Source organism: Tepidibacter hydrothermalis (assembly GCF_029542625.1).
Taxonomy (GTDB): Bacteria; Bacillota; Clostridia; order Peptostreptococcales; family Peptostreptococcaceae; genus Tepidibacter_A; species Tepidibacter_A hydrothermalis.
The window spans coordinates 1845644-1866882 of the sequence record NZ_CP120733.1 but is presented as its reverse complement, the minus strand read 5'-3'; the positions used below and the strand labels follow the sequence as shown (position 1 = coordinate 1866882).

19 protein-coding genes are annotated in these 21239 nt (G+C 26.2%); 16 read left to right on the top strand and 3 right to left on the bottom strand.

Annotation, left to right across the window (positions count from 1 at the left end; genetic code table 11):
• Positions 1-12: 12 nt before the first annotated feature.
• Positions 13-831 (bottom strand): peptidoglycan-binding domain-containing protein, encoded by an 819-nt coding sequence (locus P4S50_RS08470; protein WP_277734381.1) that lies wholly within the window; start codon positions 829-831, stop codon positions 13-15.
• Positions 832-1017: 186 nt separating this feature from the next.
• On the opposite strand from P4S50_RS08470, the gene P4S50_RS08465 reads away from it, so the two are divergent.
• The 4 genes from P4S50_RS08465 to P4S50_RS08450 all read left to right on the top strand — a co-directional run bounded on the left by P4S50_RS08465 (position 1018) and on the right by P4S50_RS08450 (position 5747).
• Complete coding sequence (locus tag P4S50_RS08465) at positions 1018-1839, top strand: aminotransferase class IV (RefSeq protein ID WP_277734380.1); 822 nt, start codon at positions 1018-1020, stop codon at positions 1837-1839.
• Positions 1840-2029: 190 nt separating this feature from the next.
• The gene (locus P4S50_RS08460) at positions 2030-3388 is read left to right on the top strand and encodes an NCS2 family permease (RefSeq protein ID WP_331489719.1); all 1359 of its coding nucleotides are present in this window, start codon (positions 2030-2032) and stop codon (positions 3386-3388) included.
• A gap of 330 nt (positions 3389-3718) precedes the next feature.
• Positions 3719-4522, top strand: a complete 804-nt coding sequence (larE, locus tag P4S50_RS08455; RefSeq protein WP_277734379.1) for an ATP-dependent sacrificial sulfur transferase LarE — start codon at positions 3719-3721, stop codon at positions 4520-4522.
• An 82-nt stretch (positions 4523-4604) separates the two neighbouring features.
• On the top strand, positions 4605-5747 hold the full coding sequence (locus P4S50_RS08450; protein ID WP_277734378.1) for a THUMP domain-containing class I SAM-dependent RNA methyltransferase: 1143 nt from the start codon (positions 4605-4607) through the stop codon (positions 5745-5747).
• Positions 5748-5792: 45 nt separating this feature from the next.
• On the opposite strand, the gene P4S50_RS08445 is transcribed toward P4S50_RS08450, so the two are convergent.
• On the bottom strand, positions 5793-6989 hold the full coding sequence (locus P4S50_RS08445; RefSeq protein WP_277734377.1) for a dicarboxylate/amino acid:cation symporter: 1197 nt from the start codon (positions 6987-6989) through the stop codon (positions 5793-5795).
• Between the two features lie 461 nt (positions 6990-7450).
• On the opposite strand from P4S50_RS08445, the gene potA reads away from it, so the two are divergent.
• From potA to tpx, 5 genes are all read left to right on the top strand, one after another.
• Positions 7451-8494, top strand: a complete 1044-nt coding sequence (gene potA, locus P4S50_RS08440) for a spermidine/putrescine ABC transporter ATP-binding protein (protein ID WP_277734376.1) — start codon at positions 7451-7453, stop codon at positions 8492-8494.
• Positions 8495-8496: 2 nt separating this feature from the next.
• On the top strand, positions 8497-9333 hold the full coding sequence (locus P4S50_RS08435) for an ABC transporter permease (RefSeq protein WP_277734375.1): 837 nt from the start codon (positions 8497-8499) through the stop codon (positions 9331-9333).
• Positions 9327-10097, top strand: a complete 771-nt coding sequence (locus P4S50_RS08430; RefSeq protein WP_277734373.1) for an ABC transporter permease — start codon at positions 9327-9329, stop codon at positions 10095-10097. Before P4S50_RS08435 ends, P4S50_RS08430 begins: the two co-directional genes overlap by 7 nt.
• Positions 10098-10112: 15 nt before the next feature.
• Positions 10113-11168, top strand: a complete 1056-nt coding sequence (locus tag P4S50_RS08425) for an ABC transporter substrate-binding protein (RefSeq protein WP_277734372.1) — start codon at positions 10113-10115, stop codon at positions 11166-11168.
• 126 nt (positions 11169-11294) lie between these two features.
• Positions 11295-11804, top strand: coding sequence for a thiol peroxidase (gene tpx / locus P4S50_RS08420; protein WP_277734370.1), 510 nt, complete (start codon positions 11295-11297; stop codon positions 11802-11804).
• 28 nt (positions 11805-11832) lie between these two features.
• Here the strand turns inward: tpx and P4S50_RS08415 are convergent, their stop codons facing one another.
• Positions 11833-13389: an ABC-F family ATP-binding cassette domain-containing protein gene (locus P4S50_RS08415; protein ID WP_277734369.1), complete on the bottom strand. Its 1557-nt coding sequence runs from the start codon at positions 13387-13389 to the stop codon at positions 11833-11835.
• 253 nt (positions 13390-13642) lie between these two features.
• Here P4S50_RS08415 and P4S50_RS08410 point away from each other — a divergent pair, with 253 nt between their 5' ends.
• The 7 genes from P4S50_RS08410 (at position 13643) to P4S50_RS08380 (ending at position 21227) form a co-directional block, all read left to right on the top strand.
• Positions 13643-15163 carry a SulP family inorganic anion transporter gene (locus P4S50_RS08410; protein WP_277734368.1) on the top strand — a complete coding sequence of 507 codons (1521 nt, stop codon included), beginning with the start codon at positions 13643-13645 and terminating at the stop codon, positions 15161-15163.
• 86 nt (positions 15164-15249) lie between these two features.
• On the top strand, positions 15250-15669 hold the full coding sequence (locus P4S50_RS08405; protein WP_277734366.1) for a DUF3785 family protein: 420 nt from the start codon (positions 15250-15252) through the stop codon (positions 15667-15669).
• 181 nt (positions 15670-15850) lie between these two features.
• Complete coding sequence (locus P4S50_RS08400; RefSeq protein WP_277734365.1) at positions 15851-16447, top strand: DUF1836 domain-containing protein; 597 nt, start codon at positions 15851-15853, stop codon at positions 16445-16447.
• A gap of 469 nt (positions 16448-16916) precedes the next feature.
• The gene (locus tag P4S50_RS08395; RefSeq protein WP_277734364.1) at positions 16917-17264 is read left to right on the top strand and encodes a cupin domain-containing protein; all 348 of its coding nucleotides are present in this window, start codon (positions 16917-16919) and stop codon (positions 17262-17264) included.
• Between the two features lie 90 nt (positions 17265-17354).
• The gene (locus tag P4S50_RS08390; protein WP_277734363.1) at positions 17355-17570 is read left to right on the top strand and encodes a hypothetical protein; all 216 of its coding nucleotides are present in this window, start codon (positions 17355-17357) and stop codon (positions 17568-17570) included.
• Positions 17571-17707: 137 nt separating this feature from the next.
• Positions 17708-19336, top strand: coding sequence for a DUF2207 domain-containing protein (locus tag P4S50_RS08385; RefSeq protein WP_277734362.1), 1629 nt, complete (start codon positions 17708-17710; stop codon positions 19334-19336).
• A gap of 100 nt (positions 19337-19436) precedes the next feature.
• Positions 19437-21227: a DEAD/DEAH box helicase family protein gene (locus tag P4S50_RS08380; protein WP_277734361.1), complete on the top strand. Its 1791-nt coding sequence runs from the start codon at positions 19437-19439 to the stop codon at positions 21225-21227.
• Positions 21228-21239: the final 12 nt, after the last annotated feature.

The following is a 21239-nucleotide window of genomic DNA, read 5'->3' as shown; positions in this document are numbered from 1 at the left end:
TACCGGTTTTTTTTATTTACCTATATATTTTTGAGCTATTTTTATATTGTTTTGATGTACATTATCTACTCTATTACTACTATGAGTTCTACTACCTATAAAATGTATATCAAATACTCCGTGCATTCCATTATTTTTGATTGCATCTAAGTTAGTACCAGCGCCATAACCATCACTTCTCCAAGTAGTATAAGCTGCTGAAGGCGCGTTATCATTTCCTGCATGAGGCATACCTGCCATAGAAGCTGGGAGTGATATTCCGTTATAGGTAACTACAATTGGACGTTTACTCCAAGACCAATTTCCACCAAATACACTTTTATATATAGAAGTATCATATTCGCTTATAGTTTCTGCATCTATATGATTAGTTCCATATGTTCTATTAGCTTTAAATGATTTTCCAGAATATATATCGAGTACTTCAAATGTAGCACCTCTGGGGATTGCATACTGAATTTTTGAGAACCATGACCAATTAGATGATGTTGTCGAACTTCCTCTTGTTACAGAAGGGGTGTTTTTAATATTCAATGAGTTTAGTTTTTGAATTGTATTCTTTCCAGCTATACCATCTGCTACTAAGTTGTTAGCCTTTTGAAAATTTAGAACTGACTGCTTTGTTATACTTCCATAATAACCTGTAGGATTAGCAGGAAAATATCCTAATTCTTTTAGACGATTTTGTAAAAGGACAACATTTTGATTTCGTATACCAGTTTTAAGTAATAATGAACTATTGATTTGAGTATAGGCATTAGCAGTATTAATATGTAAGGGGATCAACGCAATTCCTAAACTTAATATAGTAGATATTATTATTTTTTTCATATTATTCCTCCTTATGTGTTATATAATTTAGCCATAATATAAATATAATACAAATGTCGAAAAAAGTCGAAGGGAATTAATGTAATTATTATTAAAAAAGAGAAGTTTCAATTAGAATAATTAGTGTATAATTGAAGTATCTATTTAATAGTTGGAATTTTAATAACAGATAAGAGGTGCTTAAAAATGCAAATTGAAGGAAAATATTATATTGTGAATGGAATAATACACAATACATATGAAAAAACAAATTTTTCAGAAGGCATTAATAATAGTATATATGAAGTGGTAAGAGTAATAGGTGGAAAGGTTTTATTTTTAGAAGAACATCTTGAAAGACTATTTAAATCTGCGGAAATACTTGGATTTAAGTTAAATTCATCTAAAGAAAGAATAGTGAAGAATATAAACATAGTAATAGACAAAAATAATTATAAGAATATTAATATAAAATTAATATTTAGTGATTTAGATAAAGAAGAACAAAAGTCAATGATTTTTTGTATAAAAAGTTATTATCCAGATAAGAAAATGTATGAAACCGGTATAAATACTATAATATATCATTCAGAACGAGAAAAACCAAATGCTAAAGTAGGAAATAACAAATTGAGAGAAAAAGTAAACAATGAACTAAAATCAAAAAATGCATTTGAAGCTTTGCTTGTAAACAAAGAAGGGGTGATAACAGAAGGAAGTAGATCGAATATGTTTTTTGTTAAAGGGGAGATTATATACACTGCTCCTCCTAAGAGTGTATTATTAGGAGTTACTAGAAATAGGGTAGTTAATATATGCAAAAATCTAAATATAAAAATAAAAGAAATTTGTATAGATGAAAATGATATATTTTGCTTAGATGGCGCTTTTATGACAGGAACTTCGGTTAATGTTTTACCTATTAAGAGTATAGAAAAATGCAATTTGAATTCTACTAATAATTCTATAATAAAAAAAATAAGTAAAGAGTATGAGAATAGTATAAACGAATATTTATATAAAAAATAAGGCTATCATTTGATAGCCTTATTTTTTATATAAATATTCGTTTGATTTGCAAATAGGCAGACTTAATTCGAAAAAAGTATTGACTAAATTGTAAAAATCTATTATCATCTATATGCGAATGAAAAAAGATTAAATTTATATATAGTTCGTAAAAATAAAAAGATCATTTGGACTAAGAGGAGGAAACATGATGCAAAAGACAACTGAGGTTGTATCTAAATCAAATATTGAGAGGGTATTTAAATTAAGTGAAAATAATACTAACATAAAAACTGAAATAATAGCAGGTATTACAACGTTTATGACAATGGCATACATATTAATAGTAAATCCAAGCATATTGTCTGCTGCTGGAATGGATTTTGGAGCTTTATTTACAGCAACAGCTTTATCATCTATTATTGCAACTCTTGTAATGGCATTCTATGCAAACCTGCCATTTGCTTTGGCTCCAGCTATGGGACCTAATGCTTTTTTTGCTTTTACAGTAGTTTTAACTATGGGTTATTCATGGGAATTTGCACTTACAGCTGTATTCTTGGAAGGTATTATATTTTTGATACTTACGTTTTTTAATATTAGGGAAGCTATTTTAAACTCTATACCAATGCAATTAAAAAAAGCTGTTTCTGTTGGAATAGGATTATTTATAGCGTTTTTAGGCCTTGTAAATTCAGGTATAGTAATTAGTGGTAAATTTATAAATGATCAAGGACAATTGGACGGACTACCAGTCTCTATAGGACATATATCTTCTGGTCCAGCGTTACTTGCTATAATAGGTCTTATTATAACAGGGTTTTTATTATCTAGAAATATTAAAGGAGCTTTATTAATAGGTATAGTAATTACTACAATAATAGGTATCCCTATGGGAGTAACGGTTATACCAGATGGTTTTAAAATTTTTAGCACACCACCTTCTTTGTCTCCTATATTATTTAAACTTGAATGGAATAATATATTTTCGGTAGATATGATTATTGTTTTGTTTACATTCTTATTTGTTGATTTATTTGACACTGTTGGTACATTAGTAGGGGTTGCTACAAAGGCAAATATGTTAGATGAAGAAGGAAATGTACCTAATGCAAAGCAAGCATTATTAGCAGATGCTATAGGTACAACTGTAGGAGCCTTATTTGGAACAAGTACGGTATCAACTTTTGTAGAAAGTGCAGCTGGAGTTGCAGACGGAGGAAGAACCGGTCTTACAGCTTTATCTACAGCTATTATGTTTATAATAGCACTATTTTTATCTCCTTTATTTATAATGATACCTTCAGCTGCGACAGCTCCTGCATTAATATTGGTTGGGCTATTCATGATGTCTCCTATAAAAGAAATAGATTTTGATGATTTGACAGAAGCTATCCCAGCTTTTTTAACTATAATTATGATGCCACTTACTTATAGTATATCTGAGGGTATTGTATTTGGAATATTAAGTTATGTAATCTTAAAACTATTAAATGGTAAACAAAAACAAATAACACCTTTACTATATGTAATATCATTTTTATTTATAGTAAAAATAGTATTAGGATAAATGTTAAAAAAATGTAGATGTGTTGAACACATCTACATTTTTTTTAGTATGCAAACTGTATAGTGAAATGATAAGTTCAAACATGTAAGGTATACGTAGGTTAAAAAAATCTGAAGGATTAAAACTAAAGAATTTATACAATGTTAAAAATAAAAGAAGTCATGAAATGGAAGGTATATGAATTAATATATATGATAGATAAGTGTATGTATATTAATTCATATGTTCCTAGTAGAATTAAAATGAAAATTAATATTTTAATGAATAGATTAATATGATAAAATTTAAAACGTATGACAAACTATTTTATCCAAACAAGGAGGAAAAATCTTGACAGCACTTGAAAAATTAGAAGTATTAAAAAATAATTTAAGCAAATTAAACAATTTAACTGTAGCTTTTTCAGGAGGAGTTGATAGTACATTTCTTTTAGCAATAGCAAAAGAGGTCCTTAAAGAAAATGTATTAGCTGTAACAGTTAATGCGTTTATCCATACTGACAGAGAAATTAAAGAATCTATAGATTATGCAAATAAAATAAATGTTAAACACAATGTCTTAAATATAAATGAAATAAACATTAAAGAATTTATAGATAACGTTCCAGAAAGATGTTATTTTTGCAAGAAAGAAATATTTACACAAATAATGAAAATATCTAAACAAAATAACATAATTAATATAGCTGATGGGAGCAATGTCGATGATTTAAGTGATTTTAGACCAGGAATGAAAGCTTTGAAAGAACTAGGAATACTTAGTCCTTTAAAAGAAGCCGGTCTTACAAAACAGGAGATTAGGGATTTATCTAAGATATTGGATATACCAACTTGGAATAAACCATCTTTTGCTTGTCTTGCATCTAGAATTCCTTATAATCATAAAATAACTCTGGAAAAACTTAATATGATAGAGAAAAGCGAAGAGTTTATTTCTCAATTAGGATTTAAACAGTTTAGAGTTAGACATCATGGCGAAATAGCAAGAATAGAATTACCAAAAAGTGATATTTTAAAATTTGTAGAATCAGATGCATCAAATAAAGTTTGTAAGTATCTAAAATCTCTGGGATTTAATTATGTAACTATTGATCTTTTGGGGTATAGAACCGGAAGCATGAATGAGGTCTTATAAAATTAAATAGATATTCATATATAGTATATGATACAATTAGTTGGTAATTATATATAATAATATATACAGCAGGAGGAATATAATGAAAGATGTAACTTTGATAGCACCATGCTTTTTTGGAGTTGAAAAAACACTTAAAAGAGAAATTGAAAATTTAGGTTATGAAATACAAAAAGTAGAAGATGGAAGAGTAACTTTCAAAACAGATAATTATGGTATCTGTAAATCAAATTTATGGCTTAGAACAGCAGAAAGAGTATTATTAAAGGTTGGAGAATTTGAAGCAAGAAGTTTTGAAGAACTATTTCAAAATACTAAAAAATTACCTTGGCATAAATACATAAAAAAAGATGCTGTTTTTCCAGTGTCAAAAGCTTCTTCTATAAAATCTAAATTGTATAGTGTTCCAGATATACAATCTATAGTAAAAAAAGCTGTAGTTGAAAATTTAAAACAAGAATATAAAGTTAACTGGTTCGATGAAAATAGCGATGAAAAGTATCCTATATATGTATTTATACACAAGGATAAAGTTACTATATCAATAGATACATGTGGACAAGCACTTCATAAAAGAGGATATAGAGAGAATGCTAGTAAAGCACCTATTAGAGAAACTTTAGCTGCTGCTCTTGTTTCATTAACACCTTGGAAACAAGATAGAATATTAGTAGATCCATTTTGTGGTTCAGGAACTATTTTAATAGAAGCAGCGATGATGGGACTTAATATGGCTCCAGGACTTAATAGAGAATTTTTATCAGAAAATTGGAGTATATTGGGCAAAAAATTATGGTGGAAAGCTAGAAAAGAAGCTTTTGAAATGATGAAAACTGATGTGGATTTCAAAATATATGGATATGATATAGATGATGAGGTTCTCGAGATAGCTAAAGAAAATGCTAGACTTGCAGATGTAGACAATTATATTAAATTTGAAAAACAAGATGCTAGAGATTTAAAAAGTGACTATGAATATGGATTTGTTATAACGAATCCTCCGTATGGTGAAAGATTGGAAGATAAAGATAGTGTAAAACAATTATACAAAGAAATATCTCTTCCTTTTAAGAAGTTGGATACATGGTCATTTTACATAATAACAGCTTATAATGAATTTGAAGATGCATTTGGAAGAAAAGCTGATAGGAAAAGAAAGTTATATAATGGTATGTTAAGAAGTGATTTATATCAATACTATGGACCTAAACCTTCAAAAAAATAAATAAAAAAAAGTAGTTATTGAATAACTACTTTTTTTTATGTCTATTTAAGCTGCTTTTGTTTTATTTTTATCTTTACCAAGCTTATACCCTGATATTTTGTTAACCATAATAGCTATAGCTCCATCACCAGTTACGTTACAAGCAGTTCCGAAACTATCTTGAGCAAGATATAATGCAATCATTAAAGATAATAAAGTTTGATCAAATCCAAGCATAGTTTCTAAAAGACCAAGTGCAGCCATAACAGCTCCTCCTGGAACCCCAGGTGCTGCAACCATAGTAACACCTAACATTAATATGAATCCAAATATAGAACTAAATGTAACGGCCATTCCATTTAACATCATAACTGCCATAGCACAACTTACAAGAGTTATTGTACTTCCTGATAAATGTATAGTAGCACAAAGAGGAACAACGAATTCAGCAACACCATCGTTAACTCCATTTTTCTTTGTTTGCTCAAGTGTAACAGGTATAGCAGCAGCTGAAGATTGAGTTCCTATAGCTGCAAAGTATGCTGGAATCATGTTTTTAATTAAAACAACTGGATTTGCTCCAGCTAATGTACCAGCTATAAAATATTGTACTGTTATAACTGTAAAATGTAAAATTAATATAACAGCAAATACTTTTGCAAATACAGACATTATAGTAGCAACTTGACCTGCATATGTCATATTAGCGAATATACCAGCTATATGAAAAGGTAATAAAGGAATAATTATATTAGATATTAAACTTTCAACAATTCCTTGGAATTCTTTCATAAATTTCTTTATAGTATCACCTTCACTAGCAGCAATACCTAGACCTAAAGTGAATGCAATTAAAAGTGCAGTCATAACTCCCATAATAGGTGGCATATCTACTTTGAAAAATCCTTCTAACAAAGAATGTTCTGGATTTTGAGCATCAATTAAATTCATGCTACCAGGAGTTAATATGTATTTAAAAACAACACTGTTAGTGAAAAATGCTAAAGAACCAGCTGCTACTGTAGAAAGATATGCAATTCCTGCTGTAATACCAAGTATCTTTCCAGCTCCTTTACCTAAATCACCAATACCTGGAGCTACGAAACCTATTATTATAAGTGGAATCGCAAATCCTAAAAAGTTACCAAAAATTCCATTAAACGTAGCTAATACTCTAACTAGAAGTTCATTATGGATAGATCCTACACCGATACCTAATATGATAGCGATGATAAGTTTAGGTAGTAAACCTAATTTTTTCATAAAAATTTCCTCCTCTTTTTAAAAAATAAAGTTTATAAATAGAATCATTCCTATTTCGACACAATTATAACATGAAAACACTTTCCTACACAACAAAAAAATAAAATTCTGATTTTTTTTTTAAAAAAATAAACAAGACAAATGACGCAATATAGAATTTTCAAAGTTTACAGAAAATAATCACAATTAAAAATTTCATTTTTATGATATTTTTTTAAAAAAATAATAATATTTATTTAAGTGTAAATCAACTATTTTTTTATGAAAAGTCAGTTGGCATTATATATGTATATACAATATTTAAAAAGTATCACCAATTGAGGTTGACAAAACTTAGTAAAAGTTTTAAAATTATAACTTGAGTTTAGTTTTAGGAAACAAAAAGTTTACTATGAATAAATATAAAATCATATATTAATAATGAAATTTATATATAATTTAATGTAAGGAGGAGTTTATTGTTGAAAAAAAATATAATAGAACTTAAACATATAAATAAAAGATATGAAGATAAAGAGGTTCTTCATGATATAAATCTAAGTATAAAACCAAAAGAGTTTGTAACTCTGCTAGGACCTAGTGGTTGTGGCAAAACAACAACATTGAGAATAATAGGAGGATTTGAAAGTGAGACTCATGGAGAAGTTCATTTTGAAGGGAAAAAGATAAATAATATACCTCCTCATAAAAGACAAATCAACACAGTTTTTCAAAAGTATGCATTATTTCCTCATATGAATATTTATGAAAATATAGCTTTTGGACTAAAAATCAAAAAAATGAATAAAGATGAAATAGATAAAAAAGTGAAACACATGCTTAAACTTGTAAATTTAGAGGGATTTCAAAATAGAAGCATAGATTCATTAAGTGGTGGTCAGCAGCAAAGAATAGCAATAGCTAGAGCTTTAGTATGCGAACCTAAGGTACTTCTTTTAGATGAACCTCTTGGAGCATTAGATTTAAAACTAAGAAAAGAAATGCAATTAGAACTTAAAAATATGCAAAAACAATTAGGAATAACTTTTATATATGTAACACATGATCAAGAAGAGGCTCTTACAATGTCTGATAGAATTGTTGTAATGAGTGAGGGGGAAATTCAACAAATAGGATTACCAGAAGATATATATAATGAACCTAAAAATAGATTTGTAGCAGATTTTATTGGAGAAAGTAATATTATAGAAGCTATTATGATCGACGATTACAAAGTGAAAATAGAAAATAAGATATTTAAATGTTTAGATAAAGGTTTTGATAAAAATGAAGAAGTTGATGTAGTAGTAAGACCAGAAGACATACAAATAACAAATATGGAAAATGGAATAATTAGAGGAACAGTAAAGAGTCTTGTATTTAAAGGAGTTCATTATGAGATAATAGTACAAGATGAAAAAAATATAAATTGGATGGTACACACTATACATATGTCAAAACTTGGAGATGATGTGGGACTAGTTATAGAACCAGATTCTATCCATGTAATGAAAAGGAGAGGATAGATATGAAAAAGAAATGGCTTTCTATCCCTTATGGAATTTGGGCAATCATGTTTACAATTGTTCCATTGCTGTTAATTGCAATATATAGCTTTTGCTCAAGATCAGCTTATGGTCAAATAGTTTATAAATTCACATTGGATAACTATGTAAAATTTATGGAGCCTATATATATAAACGTACTTATAACTTCTTTAATGCTTGCATTAAAAAGTACTATTATTTGCTTTCTATTAGGATATCCTATGGCTTATATATTATCTAGATCAGATATAAAAAAAAGAAATCTAATGATGCTATTATTTGTATTACCGCTTTGGACAAATACCTTATTGAGAACTTATGCTTGGATGGGAATATTAAGAGAACAAGGTGTTATAAATCAAGTTTTAATGTTTCTAAATATAATAGATACACCTTTAAAATTACTTTATACAGATAAAGCAGTTTTATTAGGTATGGTATATAATTTTTTACCATTTATGGTACTCCCTATATATTCGGTTTTATCCAAAATAGAATATAATTTGATAGAAGCATCTTCAGATTTAGGAGCAACATCTTTTCACACATTTAGAAAAGTAATTTTACCTCTTAGCTTACCTGGTGTTGTATCGGGAATAACTATGGTATTCATGCCTTGTGTAAGTACTTTTGTAATATCAGATTTATTAGGAGGAGGTCAATCTATACTTCTTGGAAATCTGATTCAAAACCAATTCTTAGTTGCTAGAAATTGGCAATTTGGTTCAGCAATTTCTATGATTATGATGGTTATTATAATTGTAAGCATGAAAATTTTAGGAAACAAAGACAGAGAAGAAGGAGGTAAATTATGGTAAAAGATATTTTAAAAAAATCGTACTCGTTTTTAATATACTTATTTTTATATCTCCCTATATTACTTCTTATACTATATTCATTTAATGATTCAAAATATAGAGGCAATTGGAATGGGTTTACTTTAAGATGGTATAAAGAACTATTTAATGATACATCTATAATGACATCTTTATACTATACGTTTATAATTGCTGCATTAGCTTCTATTATAGCTACTATTATAGGAACTGTTACTGCTTTTGCAATAAATAAAATGAAACCTAAGTCAAAAACTACTTTTTTAAATATAACTTATATACCTGTTGTTAATCCTGATATAGTTATAGGGGTTTCACTACTTGCCTTATTTACATGGCTTAAAATGACTTTGGGATTAACTACTATTTTAATAGCTCATATAACATTTACAATACCTTATGTGGTTTTATCTGTATTACCTAAGTTGAGACAATTAAATCCGCATCTAGAAGAAGCTGCGCTTGATTTAGGAGCTTCTCCATTATACGCTTTTTTTAAAGTTATACTTCCTGAAATAATGCCTGGAATTGTAACAGGAGCTTTATTTGCTTTTACACTATCACTAGATGATTTTATAGTGAGCTTTTTTACAACAGGTTCAGGAATAAGTACATTGTCTATAAAAATATATTCTATGACAAAAAGAGGTGTAAGTCCTAAAATCAATGCATTATCCACATTGATGTTTTTAGGTGTATTAATATTATTATTATTAATAGAAAAAAGAACAAAAAAATCTAAATAATAAGGAGTGGTTCTATTGAAAAAAATATTTAGCTTTTTGATATGCCTTACTTTCATTTTTTCTCTTGCAGGATGTTCAGAAAAAAATGAATTAACAAAAGATGGCTATCATAACAAACTAAACGTATACAACTGGGGAGACTATATAGATCCTCAAGTATTGAAAGATTTTGAAAAAGAATATGGAATAAAGGTTAATTATGAAGAATATGGAAATAATGAAGAAATGCTTGCTAAAATACAAGCGGGTGGAACAGGATATGATGTTATATTTCCATCTGAATATATGATAGAGGCTATGATAAACCAAGACTTACTACAAGAATTAAATATGGATAACCTTGATAACTTTAAAAATATAGGACAAGAATTCAAAAATTTAGCTTATGATAAAGAAAATAAATATTCTGTTCCTTATTTTTGGGGAACTATGGGTATAGTTTATAATACTAAAAAGGTAGATACAAAAATAGATAGCTGGAATGCATTATGGGATCCTAAGTATAAAGGAGATATTCTAATGCTTAACAGTTCTAGAGATACTATAGGTATTACTCTTAAAAAATTAGGATACTCATTGAATACTAGAAATCTAGATGAACTAGAAGATGCTAAAAAAGCTCTGATGGATCAAAAAAGTTTAGTTAAAGCTTATGAAGTTGACACTTATAAAGATATGATGATTGCAGGAGAAGGTGCCATGGCACTTACTTGGTCTGGAGATGCTATGATGTTAATAGAAGAAAATCCAGATTTAGCGTATGCTATTCCGAAAGAAGGAACTAATCTATGGTTTGATGGTATGGCTATACCTGTTACTAGTAAACACAAAAAAGAAGCTGAGTTATTTATAAATTATATGATGAGACCAGAAGTTTCTGCTAAATGTGCTGAATATGTTGGTTATTCAACTCCTAATAAAGAAGCTGTAAAACTTCTACCTGAAGAAGTGAGAGAAAATGAATCAGCATATCCTAAAGGTGATATTCTTAAAAATGGAGAAGTATTTGTTGATTTAGGAGAATTTACAACAGAATATGATAGAGTTTGGACTGAAATAAAATCTTATTAAAAAAAGAGCATATGCTCTTTTTTTATTTTTAAATATTTCCTCTGAAATTTAAGACATTATGTTTATATTTAGAATTGTAGGGTAAATATATAACATGAAATTAAAATTTAGGAGGTTTTATTAATTATGAATAAGAGAACAGGAATTATAACTATGGGATCAAATCCTATGACACTTTTAGGAAATGAAATAAATATAGGAGATAAAGGATTTGATTTTACAGCTTTTAATAATGATTTAACTCCATTTAAATTAAGTGATATAGAATCTAAAGTTAAAATTATAAGTGTAGTTCCATCTGTAGATACAGGAGTATGTGAACTTCAGACAATAAGATTTAATGAAGAAGCGTCTAAATTAAAGGATACTGCTATAATAACTATAAGTGTAGATTTACCATTTGCTCAAAGTAGATTCTGTGCTAATAAAGGAATAAAACAATCTATAACAGTGTCAGATTATAAAGATTTATCATTTGGATTAAATTATGGTTTTGTAATTGAAGAACTCAGATTATTAGCTAGAGGAATTATTGTTTTAGATGAAAATAACATAGTAAAATATGTAGAGTATGTACCTGAAGTAACTAACCATCCTGATTATGACAAAGCAATTGAAATTGCTAAAAATATATAAAAAAAATCCGCTTAAGCGGATTTTTTTATTAAACTATTTTAGTAGTCCAATCTTCACAATTCCATACATCGGTTACAATGTCTTTATAAAAATCAGGTTCATGGCATATAAGTAGTATGCTTCCCTTATATTCTTTTAGAGCTCTTTTAAGTTCTTCTTTAGCTTCCACGTCAAGATGGTTTGTAGGCTCATCAAGCAATAATATATTCGTATCGCTATTAATAAGTTTACACAGTCTTACTTTGGCTTGCTCTCCACCACTTAAAACTTTGACTTTACTTTCTATATGTTTTGTAGTAAGACCACATTTAGCAAGCGCAGCACGGACTTCATATTGAGTAAATACAGGAAATCTTTCCCACACTTCTTCTATACATGTATTGTTGTTTCCATCTTTCATTTCTTGTTCAAAATAACCTATGCTCTGCTCATATCCAAGTTCAACTTTACCAGATAGAGGTTTTATTAATCCTAATATACTTTTTAATAAAGTTGTTTTACCAATTCCATTAGCACCTACTAAGGCTATTTTTTCTCCTCTTTCCATTTTAATGTTTAAAGGTCTTGTTAATGCTTCTTCATAACCAATTACAAAATCTTTAGTTTCAAATATTAATCTACCAGAAGTTTTAGCTTGTTTAAAATTAAATTCTGGTTTTACACGTTCTTGCGGTAATTCAATTCTATTCATTTTGTCTAATTTTTTCTGTCTTGACATAGCCATATTTCTTGTTGAAATTCTAGCTTTATTTCTAGCTACAAAATCTTCAAGTTCAGCTATTTCTTGTTGTTGTCGTTTATATTCTGCCTCAAGTTGACGTTTTTTAACTTCATATATTTGAATAAAATTATCATAATCTCCAACATAACGATTAAGTTCTTGATTTTCCATATGATATATTAGGTTTATAACGCTATTTAAAAATGGTATATCATGAGATATAAGTATAAAAGCATTTTCATAGTTCTGTAAGTATCTCTTCAACCACTCAATGTGTTGTTCATCTAAATGGTTAGTAGGCTCATCTAATAGTAAAATATCTGGTTTTTCTAATAATAGCTTTGCAAGCAATATTTTTGCTCTTTGACCTCCACTTAAATCGTTTACATCTTTATCTAGCCCTATCTCTGTAAGTCCTAGACCTTTTGCAACCTCTTCAATTTTTGCATCTATAACATAGAAATCATTATTAGTTAATATATCTTGAATATTTCCCACATTTTCAAGCATATCTTCTAACTCCTCAGGTGTTGCATCTGCCATTTTATCATATGTTGAATTGATTTCTAGTTCAAGGTCAAAGAGATACTTAAAAGCATCTTTTAAAACATCTCGTATAGTTCTTCCTTTTTCTAAATAAGTATGTTGATCTAAATATCCAACTCTTACACGTTTTGCCCATTCTATTTTTCCCTCATCTGGTTCTATTTTACTTGTTATTATATTCATGAAAGTAGATTTTCCTTCTCCATTTGCTCCTATAAGTGCTATATGCTCTCCTGGTAAAAGCCTGAAAGATACATTGTTAAATATAGCTCTATCTCCAAAACCATGGCTTAAATTTCTTACTGTTAATATACTCATTATACAATCTCCTTTAGTAAAGTTTTAAAAATAACATAATTAAAATTATATAATAGAGTTTGTTTTTTGGGAATACATAATTTATGTATTTTCAAATATATATTAATGTATATTTTATAAATATGAATTTCAAGAGAATACAATCTCGATTTGAAGATTCAGAAAAATCAAATTTAAAGATTTGTTATAGATTTTATTTTAAATTCATGCTATTATTACTTCTTGTGACAAAAAAATAGAAGGAAGGTATGAAATGAAAAATAATAAAACAATCAACGTAAAAGATGAAGTATTATCGGGACTTACAGTAGCATTAGCACTTGTCCCAGAAGCAGTAGCATTTGCATTTGTTGCTGGAGTCGAGCCATTAACTGGATTATACGCAGCATTTATAGTAGGTTTTATAACTTCTATTTTTGGAGGAAGACCAGGAATGATTTCGGGAGCTACAGGGGCACTAGCCGTAGTATTGGTTGATCTAGTTAGTGAACATGGAGTAGAATATTTATTTATTACAGTAGTTTTGATGGGAATTATACAAATACTAGTTGGATTATTTAAATTAGGTAAATTTGTGAGGTTTATACCTCACACGGTTATGATAGGTTTTGTAAATGGACTAGCTATGGTTATAGGTATAGCTCAGTTTAATCAATTCAAAATAGCGGATGAATATGGAAATATGCATTGGATGCAAGGAGAAGAATTGTTATTAATGATAGGATTAGTACTTTTAACTATGGCAATAGTATATCTTATTCCTAAAATTACAAAAACAATTCCAGCACCATTAGCAGGCATAGGATTAATTTCATTAATAGTAAATATATTTGGAATAAATGTTAAAACAGTAGGAGATATAGCTCATGTAGGTGGAGGTTTACCTCAATTCCATATACCTAATGTTCCTTTTAGTATTAACACTGTACAAATAATATTACCCTATGCACTTATACTTGCATCTATAGGACTAATAGAGTCTCTTATGACATTAACTCTTATTGATGAAATTACTCAAACTAGAGGTAGAGGTAATAAAGAATGTATAGGACAAGGTATAGCCAACATAGTAACTGGTTTTTTTGGAGGAATGGGTGGCTGTGCCATGATAGGACAAAGTATGATAAATATAAAGTCAGGTGGTAGAAACAGATTATCTGGAATATCAGCGTCTTTATTCTTACTAGGATTTATATTGTTTGGTTCTAGTCTGATTGAAAGAATTCCAATAGCTGCATTAACAGGAGTAATGTTCATGGTAGTTATAGCTACATTTGAATGGTCTAGTTTTGAAATAATGAGAAATATTCCAAAATCAGATGCTTTTGTTATAATATTAGTTTCTGTAATAACTGTATTTACAGATTTAGCTATTGCTGTTGGAATAGGTGTCATTATATCATCACTTGTATTTGCATGGGAAAAAGGTAAAAGAATAGATGTAGATTCATATATAGATACGTGCGGATCAAAAGTTTATAAGATACGAGGAGCTGTGTTCTTTGGTTCTGCTAGAAATTTTTCTGATTCATTTGATATAAAAAATGATCCTGAAGATGTTATTATAGATTTTGGAAATGCAAGAGTATTCGATCACTCAGGAATAGAGAGTATTAATTCATTAACAGAAAAATACAAATCAGAAGGAAAAACACTTCATTTGAAACATTTAAGTGTAGAATGTTATCAATTTATTAAAGATGCAGAAAAAATACTAGAAGTTAATATAATAGAAGATCCAAAATATCATATTGCTATAGATAACTTAGCGTAAAATTATAATATATATTATTATATATTGAGAATTAATTGCTTATATGAGATACTTAACATATATTATTAATTCAAAGGAGTTAAATTATGGAGAAATATACATTTGAATTTGATGAAAATTCATACAACATAGATATGGATAATTGTATGAAGGATGAAAACAATAAAATTAATTTACTAGATGGACTTAAACATGAAGAAATAATCGGTTTATTGAAACAGCAAAAGAATATAGACTTTGATTTAAGCTACTACGATCAAGCTTGCCAAAATTGTTTAAATGGAGTAAAAGAAAAAGCCAAATACTTCAAATTTCTTGAATATTATTTTTATGCATTTACTAAAAATAATAAATATGTAATGAGTAATATCTCTAAAGAATATGAAAGTACATCATTTAAAAAAATGTTAAAAAAAGGCATTGTAGATAATAGCTATATAATTACCATTATAGTATGTATCAAATGCGGAAAGTATAGTATTGAAGTAGAAGAATGTGAAGCTTAAAAAAATAAAAGAATCGTAATAAAAATCGAATTATTTTTAATAAAAAAATCTAATGGTAAATAATAATTTTAAATTATTATTTTACTATTAGATTTTTTTGAATAATAAAATTTTTTGAAAATCACATACATATGTTGATATATAGTTTTGAATACTATATTATATAAGAGAGGTGATTAAAATGATAGATGAAAATCAATTAATTGAACTTATAAAAGAATTATGTTTAGGTGATAAAGTAGAATTAGAAGATATCCCTGATTTAAATTTGTATATGGATCAAGTGACAAATTTTATAGATGAAAAACTTTCTAATTTAAAAAGAAATGATAATGATAAGATATTGACTAAAACAATGATTAATAATTATACAAAGCAAGGATTATTAATGCCCTCTAATAATAAAAAATACAGTAAACAACATATAATACTAATGATTTTAGTATATTATTTAAAGCAGGTATTATCTTTAGATGATATAAAGCTATTGTTTGAACCTGTACTTAAAGACATGTCAAATATAGAAGATGATGTAATATCTTTAGATGACATATATTCGATTTTCTTAGAATTAAAAGATAATGAAACGGAAGATTTTGAAAATTTCATATCTTCAAACATAAGATCTATCAAAGAAAAAACTATTGAAATAGAAAAAGAAACTCAAGATTTAGCACAGTTATTTTTAATTGTAATAATGCTAGTAGCACAAGCAAATGCACAAAAAAGACTTGCTGAAAAAATAATAGATGCTCATTTTAAAAATAAGGATATATAAAGCAAAATTTAATTCATCTGAAATTTTTATTTCAACTTAACTTTTAGCTTTATAATAAAAAATTAGTTTAGGCGTTAAATTTAGTAAAAAATAGTTGTAAGTATAGATTTTTAACCAATGTTATCAATAAATTAAAGACTATGTAATTTCATTATAGAATAAGATAAGGTGTTTACTTTTAAAAACAGTAATGATAGATGATGTACAATTATTACTGTTTGCAGAAGTAAACACTTTTTATATTGAATAAAAGTTAGATTGCTAGTAAAAGATAATAAAATAGATTTAAAATATGAATAAAAATAGTAAAATCACTATGAATATATTGAGAATTATTTAGATTAAAAAACTAAAACGATTAGGTAACATATGTTACTTAATAAATATAAAATTTATTTTATACTGTATATATAATAAATTTTCAGATTTGTATTTAATATCAATTTTATCATAGAAAGGGGAAGTGAATATGAATAAAAATTTTATAAAAAACATAGATTTTTCAAAACCTACAGAGACAACATCTTTAGTTGAGTATCAAAAAGGAACTGTCATTAGTAAGACTTTAACTCAAAATAAATATGTGAATGTAACTGTATTTGCTTTTGATAAAGGTGAGGAAATAAGTACTCATAAATCAGAAGGTGATGCTATGGTATCCATTTTGGATGGAGAAGCTAATATTACTATAGGAGAAGAAACCTTTAATGTTAAACAAGGTGAAACTATAGTGATGCCAGCTAATATAAATCATTCTTTATTAGCTATAGAAAAATTCAAAATGATGTTAACAGTAGTATTTGATATTAATAAATAAAATTTTACTTGATATGTTTTAAATTTTATTTTTTAGCAAACACTCTGAATATAGATTTTAATCAATTTATTTAAGGAGTGTATATGTGTAATGGAAAGTAAATATTTAAAGGAAAGGTTTTTGTTATTCAATAATATATCTAATAAGTTAGATCATATATATTCTTATGACGAAAAAAAATTCGATCAAATAAAAGTTTTATTAGATTCATATGTACATGATTACGAAGAGCCTGATTGTTGTTTAATAAAAAAATTTAATTTGATTAAAAATGAAATCAAAGAGTCTATGCAAAAACATAAATAAATATTATTATAATAAATTAAAAAGACTTAAAATCTAAAAAGATTTTAAGTCTTTTTAATTTTTATTAATAAAGAGATATTAAATATAGTTTATAATATATACTAGAGGTGATTAAAATAGGAAAAAGAATAAAACTAATGACATTAATAATATTTATTTGTTTAGTAAAACCTGTATTTTCACAAGAAGATTATTCTATTGAAAATTTAAGAATATCTATCAATATAGATGATAAGGGTAGTGCTCATGTTATAGAAAATATAACATATAGATTCTATTCTCAATCATATGGAATAACAGGAAGTTTATATATAGATAATAATTCTAAATTGGATAATTTAAAAGCATATGAAATATATCCTGATAAAAAACAACTACAATTAGATTTATTCAATTATGATTCTAATCTAGATTTTAGAGTATATGATAAATCAAACATTGAAACCAAAATATATAAAATAGAATATGATTTAGAAGACTTCATAATCAAACATAATAGTGTTGATGAATTTAAATTTAAGATTTTCGATATTAATAATAATGAACCTATAAAGAAATTAAATATATCTATATATTTTCCAAATAACAAAACATATGGAAGTATTAAAGCTTTTCAACACGGTTATATATATAAAAATATAATAGTTGAAAAAAATAAAGTGAGTTATAGTATGAAAAATTTTCCGAAAAATATAGAGTTAGAATTAAAAATACTATTATCTCAAGATATACCTATATGTAATATTCAGAATGATAATAACTATACACAACTATTAAATAAAGAATTTAATATTGAAAAAAAATATAAAAATAAGATAAATAAAATAAAAAAAATCAATATGGTATCTATAACTGTATTTATTGTAGAAGGCCTGTATTTGATGATTTCCTTTTTAAACAGGTCTATTTTTCAAAAAGTAAGTTTACCTAGAAACTATAATTCAAAATTACCAAATGATTATACTCCTGCAATTATGATTAGTTTATTTAAATATAAAAAGATTACAAGTAAGGCTTTTTTTATTACAATATTAGACTTAATTAGAAAAGGATACATTTCAGAAACAAACGACGGCATTAATACTAAATGGGAATTAGTATTAACAAATAAAGATTTTGAAAATTTAAAAGAACACGAAAAATATTTATTAAATAGACTATTTTCTTTTATTGAAAATAATAACGTAATTTGTTTAAAAGATATAAAAAAATATAATCAAAACGAAAAAAACTTCTTGGAATTTAAAAGGTTTTATAATACTTGGAAAAGAAAAGTATATAAAGAGTGTGGTAAATATGGATATCTAAAAACAAATAATCAAATGAAATTTTTGTTATATTTATATTCATATTTGAAAATTTCTGCGGGAATTTTATTTATATATCAATATTCACCATATCTGCATGTGGTGTCTAGAGGTCTGATTGTATCTGGTTTAGTAAATAATATAGTTCTTATAAAATGTAAATTAACGAGATTAGGATATAAAGAACGAAAAAAATGTATTAATTTCAAGAAATTTATAATTAATTTCAAAAATCCTAAAATCTTAAATTCAGATAACCTTAAAATTTGGGAAAAATATATAGTCTATAGTATAGCCATGGGTATACAAAAAGACCTATTATACAAACTTAGAAATAATAACGATATAAAAAATAATGTATATTTTAATAAATCTATAGATAAAAAATTTATAAAATCACTAAATATAGCTTTTAGAACTAATGAATTAGACTCATTTTTAATATTTAAAAAAACATAGATAATTCGTGCTAAAATCCAATTATATTATATCATTTAATTATTACTAGAAAATTAACAATTAAATGATATAATAATATTAAAAGAAAAGGGGGATACAATTGAAAATATATTCAAAGAATATTCATTCTAATTTAGATTCTCTTAGAATAAAAGATAGTGAGATGCACTTTTATGAAAATTGTATAGACTCTTTAAGTGGTATAGGTATAACAAAAATAGTTCCTGTAAACGGAATTAATATTGATTTGATGTATATTAAAAATAATAATATTCTATTTATTAAGTTCATGGATACTACTGAAGAAATATACTCTATACTAGAAGATGAGTTGTTAGAAGTAATGGAAGAGGAATATTGTACATTGAAAGAAAATCTAAAAATTTATAATTTAGATATTACATACAATTTAATATATATTATGCCTTATATTGAAATAGATATTGAAAAAAACGATTTTATAAATAACCATATAATTGATAATAATAAATATAATCAATTGATTAATGATATAAGCATATTAGATAAATATTTAATGGGTAAAAATGATGATGTTATTTTAAACTTATTTAGATTCTATATATCACCTGAATATCATGTGATAAAAAAAGATAATAAAGAAAATACAAAAAATAAATCTTTTAAAAACATATTGTTTTCTAAAGATGAGTATAAATATAATTCGTTATTTTTAAGTCCTTCTCAAATAGAAAAAATTAATTCTATAAAATACGGAAATACTTTATTTATAGGTCCTAATGGAAGTTCTAAAACAACTATATTAATATCAAGAGCTATAAAACTTGCTAAATTATATCCAAAGGAAAGGTTTTTATTTATAACATATAATAAGCAATTGATGAATGACATTAAAAATCAAATTAGTTTACTATATAAATTACCTGAGAACTTAGATATATATAATTATCATGGATTTATATTTAAGCTTGCTAAAGATTTAAATTTAGTAATAGATTATAATAAACTTAAACTGGATTTTTCTAAATATTTCAGAAATGTGTTTTTGCAAGTTAAAAATACATTAAAAGAAAAGAAAATATATAAAGGAATTTTTATAGATGGTTCTGAAAATTTCAATGAGGAAGAAATAAATTTTATTCAAGGTATATTATTTAAATCTAAAAATATTTTCAATATATCAGTTGATAAATCTGGAGATATACAGAATAATATAAAATCATTTAAAGGATTTTGGAAAAATATCACTTTTGATGATGTTGTCAATTTTGAATACAATTATAAACAAACAAAAAAAATATCTTCATTTGTAAACAATTTCAGAAGCAATATAAATAAATATATAGAAAGCTTAGATAATAATTTACCTAATGATTATTATTTGAATACAAAATCTTTAAGATGCGAAGGTGAAGATGTAGAAATTATATTTGTTGAAGATATAGAAGAAAAAATCAAATCTATAATATGGGAAATACAGTATTTAGTAAAACAAAAAGGATTTAATTATTCAGATATAGTAATAGTATATCCATACAATAAAAGGAAGTTGAAAAATGGAAATATGATATATTTTCAATATATTTTGAGAAAAGCGTTGGAAGAAAGCGATATCCCTTATGTATATTCAAATGATGAATTAACTAATTTAAGCAATAAAAATGGAGTAACAATATCTAATATATACTCTATAAATAATCTAGAATATAAAGCACTTATACTATGTCAAATTGAAATGTTATATGGTCATTATTTAAATGATTCTAGTTCTAATAATGAAATCAATAATTTTATAAAAAACTTAAATATGATATGTACTGCTTTAACATGTGCTCTAGATAAGATTATAATAGTAACAACATTTAAAGAAGAGAATAGTGATATAATAAAAATGATTGCAAATTCTTTATAAATTAATAGACTA

What these genes read in the sequence shown, in the direction of transcription:
- P4S50_RS08470 (WP_277734381.1), bottom strand. Translation starts at nt 831, where the DNA reads ATGAAAAAAATAATAATATCTACTATATTAAGTTTAGGAATTGCGTTG.
- P4S50_RS08465 (WP_277734380.1), top strand. Translation starts at nt 1,018, where the DNA reads ATGCAAATTGAAGGAAAATATTATATTGTGAATGGAATAATACACAAT.
- P4S50_RS08460 (WP_331489719.1), top strand. Translation starts at nt 2,030, where the DNA reads ATGCAAAAGACAACTGAGGTTGTATCTAAATCAAATATTGAGAGGGTA.
- P4S50_RS08450 (WP_277734378.1), top strand. Translation starts at nt 4,605, where the DNA reads ATGAAAGATGTAACTTTGATAGCACCATGCTTTTTTGGAGTTGAAAAA.
- P4S50_RS08445 (WP_277734377.1), bottom strand. Translation starts at nt 6,989, where the DNA reads ATGAAAAAATTAGGTTTACTACCTAAACTTATCATCGCTATCATATTA.
- P4S50_RS08435 (WP_277734375.1), top strand. Translation starts at nt 8,497, where the DNA reads ATGAAAAAGAAATGGCTTTCTATCCCTTATGGAATTTGGGCAATCATG.
- P4S50_RS08430 (WP_277734373.1), top strand. Translation starts at nt 9,327, where the DNA reads ATGGTAAAAGATATTTTAAAAAAATCGTACTCGTTTTTAATATACTTA.
- tpx (WP_277734370.1), top strand. Translation starts at nt 11,295, where the DNA reads ATGAATAAGAGAACAGGAATTATAACTATGGGATCAAATCCTATGACA.
- P4S50_RS08415 (WP_277734369.1), bottom strand. Translation starts at nt 13,389, where the DNA reads ATGAGTATATTAACAGTAAGAAATTTAAGCCATGGTTTTGGAGATAGA.
- P4S50_RS08410 (WP_277734368.1), top strand. Translation starts at nt 13,643, where the DNA reads ATGAAAAATAATAAAACAATCAACGTAAAAGATGAAGTATTATCGGGA.
- P4S50_RS08405 (WP_277734366.1), top strand. Translation starts at nt 15,250, where the DNA reads ATGGAGAAATATACATTTGAATTTGATGAAAATTCATACAACATAGAT.
- P4S50_RS08400 (WP_277734365.1), top strand. Translation starts at nt 15,851, where the DNA reads ATGATAGATGAAAATCAATTAATTGAACTTATAAAAGAATTATGTTTA.
- P4S50_RS08395 (WP_277734364.1), top strand. Translation starts at nt 16,917, where the DNA reads ATGAATAAAAATTTTATAAAAAACATAGATTTTTCAAAACCTACAGAG.
- P4S50_RS08390 (WP_277734363.1), top strand. Translation starts at nt 17,355, where the DNA reads ATGGAAAGTAAATATTTAAAGGAAAGGTTTTTGTTATTCAATAATATA.
- P4S50_RS08385 (WP_277734362.1), top strand. Translation starts at nt 17,708, where the DNA reads ATGACATTAATAATATTTATTTGTTTAGTAAAACCTGTATTTTCACAA.